Raw genomic sequence first — 5,496 nt, 5'->3', positions numbered from 1 at the left:
CGAAGCGGTCCAGGGTCATGTGCGGTGCTCCCGTCCGTCGGCTTCCGGGACGGCCGCACCGTACGCCCGGGTGCCGTAAACCACCAGAGGCGCGCCAAGGGCCGCCCGGTGTGCCGGCACCGGGCGGCCCTTGGGCCGGGCGGCCGCGTCACTCCTGCGGCAGCTCGCTCACCCCGTAGTACGCCTGCTTCATCAGCCGTCGCATGTCGTCGAGCATCGGCATCCGCGGGTTGGCGGGGGCGCACTGGTCGGCGTAGGCGTTGCGGACCTGGCGGGGCAGGGCGGCGAGGAACTCCTCCTCGTCGACGCCGGCGTCCCGGAAGGAGGCGGGGATGCCGCAGCGGTCGCGCAGGTCCTCGACGGCCCGCGCGTAGGACTCGACGCCCTCCTCGGGGGTGGCGGCCGGCAGTCCGAGCGCCCTCGCGATCTCCTGGAACCGTTCGGGGGCGCGGTAGACCTCCGCCTTCGGCCAGGGGGTCGCCTTGCCGGTGAGACGGCCGTTGTGGCGGATGACGTGGGGCAGCAGGAGGGCGTTGGTGCGGCCGTGGGCGACATGGAAGGTGTTGCCCAGGGTGTGCGCCATCGCGTGGACCATGCCGAGGAAGGCGTTGGCGAAGGCCATTCCGGCGACCGTCGAGGCGTTGTGCATCTTCTCGCGGGCCTCGGGGTCCTCGGCGCCGGCCACCACGCAGCGCTCCAGGTTCTCGAAGATCAGCTTGATGGCCTGGAGGCAGAGTCCGTCGGTGTAGTCGTTGGCGTAGACCGAGACATACGCCTCGGTGGCGTGGGTGAGGGCGTCGAAGCCGGAGTCGGCGGTGACGGCGGGCGGGAGGCGCAGCGGCAGCTCCGGGTCGACGATGGCGACGTCGGGGGTGAGCGCGTAGTCGGCGAGCGGGTACTTCTGCGCGGCCCCGGGGTCGGAGATGACGGCGAAGGGGGTGACCTCGGAGCCGGTGCCCGAGGTGGTGGGCACGGCCACCAGCCTGGCCTTCTCCCCCAGGGAGGGGAACTTGTAGGCGCGCTTGCGGATGTCGAAGAACTTCTCCTTGGTGTCCGCGAACTCCACCTCGGGCCGCTCGTACATCAGCCACATGATCTTGGCGGCGTCCATCACCGAGCCGCCGCCCAGCGCGATGATCGTGTCCGGGCGGAAGTCCCGCATCCGGGCGGCGCCCTCCTTGACGGTCGCCAGTTCCGGGTTGGGCTCGACGTTGTCGATGACCTGGACGACCACCGGGTGCGCGCGCCGCTGGAGGATGCCGGTGGCCTTCCGTACGAAGCCGAGGGCGGACATCGTCGCGTCGGTGACGAGCGCGACCCGCTCGATCCCGGGCATCTCGCCCAGGTAGCGCAGCGCGTTGCGCTCGAAGTAGATCTTCGGGGGGACCTTGAACCACTGCATGTTGGTGTTGCGCCGTCCGATCCGCTTGATGTTGACGAGGTTGACGGCGGTGACGTTGCCGGAGACCGAGTTGTGTCCGTACGAGCCGCAGCCGAGGGTGAGCGAGGGCAGGAAGGCGTTGTAGACGTCGCCGATGCCGCCGAAGGTCGAGGGCGAGTTGACGATCACCCGGACCGCCTTGACCCGCTTGCCGAACTCCTCGGCCAGCTCCTCGTCCCTGGTGTGGACGGCGGCGCTGTGCCCGAGGCCGTCGAACTCGACCATCCGCGCGGACAGTTCGATGCCCTCCTCTGTGGAGCCGGCGCGCAGGCAGGCCAGGACGGGCGAGAGCTTCTCGCGGGTGAGGGGTTCGCCGGGGCCGACCTCGGCGCACTCGGCGACCAGGACGAGGGTGCCCTCGGGGACGGTGAAGCCGGCCCGCTCCGCCACCTCGGCCGCGGACCTGCCGACGACCTCGGCGTTCAGCCGGGCCTCGGCGCAGTTGTGCGCGAAGGCGGTGGTGCCGAAGACGTACTCCTCCAGCAGGGTCTTCTCGGACGGGGAGACGAGGTACGCGCCGAGCCTGCGCAGTTCGGCCAGGCCCTGGTCGTAGATCTCCGTGTCGAGGACGACGGCCTGTTCGGAGGCGCAGATCATGCCGTGGTCGAACGCCTTGGAGAGCACGATGTCGTGGATCGCGCGGCGCAGGTCCGCGCTCTTGTGGACATAGGCGGGGACGTTGCCCGCGCCGACGCCGAGGGCCGGCTTGCCGCACGAGTAGGCGGCCCGGACCATGGCGTTGCCGCCGGTGGCGAGGATGGTGGCGACGCCCTCGTGGTGCATGAGGTGGTGGGTGGCGGCCATCGAGGGCCGCTCGATCCACTGGACGCAGTCCTCGGGCGCGCCCGCCGCGACGGCCGCCTCGCGGACGATCCGGGCGGCCTCGGCGCTGCACCGCTGGGCCGAGGGGTGGAAGGCGAAGACGACCGGGTTGCGGGTCTTCAGGGCGATGAGGGCCTTGAAGACGGTGGTCGAGGTCGGGTTGGTGACGGGGGTCATCGCGCAGACGACGCCGACCGGTTCGGCGATCTCGGTGACGCCCTCCAGGTCGTCGCGGCGGATCACCCCGGCGGTGCGCAGGCCGGCCATGGAGTGGGTGACGTGTTCGCAGGCGAAGAGGTTCTTGACGGCCTTGTCCTCGAAGACGCCGCGGCCGGTCTCCTTCACCGCGAGCCGCGCGAGGTCCCCGTGGGCCGCGAGCGCCGCGAGGGCGGCCTTGGTGACGATGTGGTCGACCTCTTCCTGGGTGAACGCCTCGAAGGCGGCGAGCGCCTTCAGCGCCCGCTCGACGAGGTCGTCGACCGCTCCTTCCACCGCGGGGTCCGGTGCGCTGTTCTCCCTGGCCTGCATGGCAGGTCCTCCTTGCCTGGAGCGGATCCTGATGTCTCCATCAGATCTCCACCGCGGGCGCGCCCGTGACGGCAAACGCCCTGAAAAGCCGGGCCCGAAGTCCCTTCGTTTCCGGGGCGGGGACTTTGATCACCGCTCCGACCTGCGGTGATGTACAGGGACCAAAGTCCGTCCACCACTTGTGAAAACTTTCACGAAACATGCGGAACGGCGGCTCGTATACGCCCGGACGCCCCCGTTCGGCCATTCACCGGGCCGCCGCACCACCGCCGGGGCCCCACGCGGCGGCCGGATACCCATGCCCCCGCGCCTCCGGGGGCGGCCGGTCCGCCGCCGCCACGCACCACATCCCCCCAGGCCGCACACGGAATCCCCACCGCTCCCCCGCCGCGCGACCGCATCCGTTCACGCCATTACTCTCAGCTTTCATCTATCGACCGAAAGCGATCGCTTCGGATGCGTTCATCGTTCCCGCTGAGACAGACTCCCGTCCGGTATCTGCACCAACGAGCAAGGGAGTGTTCGGAATGCGGTACATCACTGGGGGGATCGCGCTCGCCGCGGCTCTGGTCCTCGGCACCATGGCCGGCGGTGCGCAGGCCGCCACCGCCAAGGACGCCACGCCGGAGCAGCCCGCCCGGACCACCGCGCTGTACGCCCCGACGGCACTGGTCCTCACCGTCGGCCAGGGCGAGAACCGCGCGAGCGCCGCGGTGCAGCGCGCGGTCACCCTGAACTGCCTGCCGCCGTCCGGCAGCCACCCGGCCCCGAAGGCCGCCTGCGCCCAGCTGCGCGAGGTCGCCGGCCAGTTCGACAAGGTGGTCCAGGCCGGCGGTACGCGGATGTGTACCAAGGAGTGGAACCCGGTCGTGGTGACGGCGGACGGTGTGTGGGAGGGCCGCCGCGTCTCGTACACCCACACCTTCGCCAACCCCTGCGCGATGCTCGACGGCAAGGGCGCGGTGTTCGAGTTCTGACCGGCCGGCCCGCCCCCGGCACGGCACCGGCCCCCGGACGTCGCATCCGTCCGGGGGCCGGTGGCCCCGCCGCGCGGGACGGGCCCGGCGGCGGGGTGGTGCGGGTCAGCCGATCTCGGCGCCGTACGCCTGGAGCGCCGCCGGGACGGGCTGGAAGAAGGTCTCGCCGCCCTGCGAGCAGTCGCCGCTGCCGCCGGAGGTGAGGCCGAGCGCCGACTCGCCGTCGAAGAGGGCGCCGCCGCTGTCACCGGGCTCGGCGCAGACGTCGGTCTGGATCAGACCGTTGACCGTGCCCTCCTGGTAGTTGACGGTGGCGTCGAGCGCCTTGACGGTGCCGTCGTGCACCTGGGTGGTGCTGCCGCTGCGCTGCACCTTCTCACCGACGGTCGCGTCCGCGGCCTTGGTGATCTTCTGGGTGCTGCCGTTGTAGAGGTCCACCTCGCTGGGGTGGTCGGCGTCCCCGGTGTAGCGGGCGATGGAGTAGTCGCTTCCGGGGAAGGTGGACTCCTCGGTGCTCGCCACCGTCTGGCCGCCCTGCTGGTCGGACCAGTCCTTGACGGCGTTGCCGCAGTGGCCGGCCGTCAGGAAGTAGGGCTGGCCGCCCTTGACGACGTTGAAGCCGAGCGAACAGCGGGCGCTGCTGCCCCAGATCGCGTCACCACCGGCGATCAGCGGCTTGAACTCGCCCTTGCTGTGGCGGAGTTCGACCGTGTCACCGAGACCCTTGGTGACCTTGGACAGCCGGTCGAGGGACGCGCCCTTGACGGTGCTGTCGGCGGTCACCACGACCTTGTTGCTGACCGGGTCCATGCTCCAGGCGGTGCCCGGGATGGTGGCCTTGGCCGCCAGCGTCCGGCGGGCCGAGTCGAGCTGCGCCAGGGTGTGCCCGACCATTCTGGCCTCGGCACCCTTCGCGCGGACCGCCGCGGCGGCCTTCTCGTCGACGACGTTGACCACGAGCTTCTTGGCCTTGGCGTCGTAGAACGCGCCGGCCGTTCCGGTCTTCAGCTGCGACGCGAGCGTCGTCGCCTGGTCCGAGGAGAGGGTGCGGGGGGTGGGTGCGGTGGCCGTGCTGGTGCCGGCCATCGCGAGGGTCGCGGTGGCGGCGAGCGCCAACGCCCCGGCACCGGCCAGGACCGCGCGACGCTGGGAAGTGCGACGGTGCTTCAACTCATGCCTCCCGTGGGGGGAAGGGCCCGCCGTGTGGGGACGGTGAGGGCCCGGAGAGTGGAGTGGTTCGACCCATGGACCGGGAACTGCCCCGACGTCCGCACCTCGGGGAGTCGCGTCCATGCCAACGTGCGTCGCCGAGTATCCCCACCCGTCTCCGTCGGGCACAAGGCCGACTTCCGGTCGCCGGTACGAGAGTTCACCTTTTCCTCACACCACGGTCACCCCGATATCCGCGCACGTCGTCCCTCAGGACGAACACCTGTGGCAACAGAGCGGAACCGGTGACGTGCGGGGCGTGAGCCCGGGGCTGTCCGGAAGACGCCCCTCCCCCGCGCGGCGCACGGCCCGAAGGGCTGCCTTCGGGCCGTGCGGAAAGATGTGGCGGTTTCAGGGAGATGACGGGCGCCGCCGCGTCAGGAACGGCGGCCGTCCGATGTCAGGGGCGGCGTCAGGAGCGGCGGCGGCGTTCCGGGCCGGGCTCCGGTGCGGGCGGGCCGGGCTCGGCGAGGGGTTCCGGGGCGGGGCCGGGGTCCGCGAGCAGGGCCGGGTCACCGA

General features: G+C 71.4%; 3 protein-coding genes. 1 reads left to right on the top strand and 2 read right to left on the bottom strand.

Translation table 11 applies throughout. The annotated features are described in order from the left end of the window. Positions 1–148 precede the first annotated feature (148 nt). Positions 149–2,791: a bifunctional acetaldehyde-CoA/alcohol dehydrogenase gene (adhE, locus tag AC51EU_RS26515; RefSeq protein ID WP_496269612.1), complete on the bottom strand. Its 2,643-nt coding sequence runs from the start codon at positions 2,789–2,791 to the stop codon at positions 149–151. Positions 2,792–3,318: 527 nt separating this feature from the next. Between adhE and AC51EU_RS26510 the strand changes: the two genes are divergently transcribed. Next, on the top strand, positions 3,319–3,768 hold the full coding sequence (locus AC51EU_RS26510) for a subtilase-type protease inhibitor (protein WP_496269611.1): 450 nt from the start codon (positions 3,319–3,321) through the stop codon (positions 3,766–3,768). Between the two features lie 105 nt (positions 3,769–3,873). On the opposite strand, the gene AC51EU_RS26505 is transcribed toward AC51EU_RS26510, so the two are convergent. Continuing rightward, positions 3,874–4,938, bottom strand: coding sequence for a S1 family peptidase (locus tag AC51EU_RS26505; protein ID WP_496269610.1), 1,065 nt, complete (start codon positions 4,936–4,938; stop codon positions 3,874–3,876). Positions 4,939–5,496 lie beyond the last annotated feature (558 nt).

It is taken from the genome of Candidatus Streptomyces philanthi (genome assembly GCF_059553635.1).
This window is presented reverse-complemented; position numbering and strand designations above follow the sequence as displayed.

What these genes read in the sequence shown, in the direction of transcription:
- AC51EU_RS26510 (WP_496269611.1), top strand. Translation starts at nt 3,319, where the DNA reads ATGCGGTACATCACTGGGGGGATCGCGCTCGCCGCGGCTCTGGTCCTC.
- adhE (WP_496269612.1), bottom strand. Translation starts at nt 2,791, where the DNA reads ATGCAGGCCAGGGAGAACAGCGCACCGGACCCCGCGGTGGAAGGAGCG.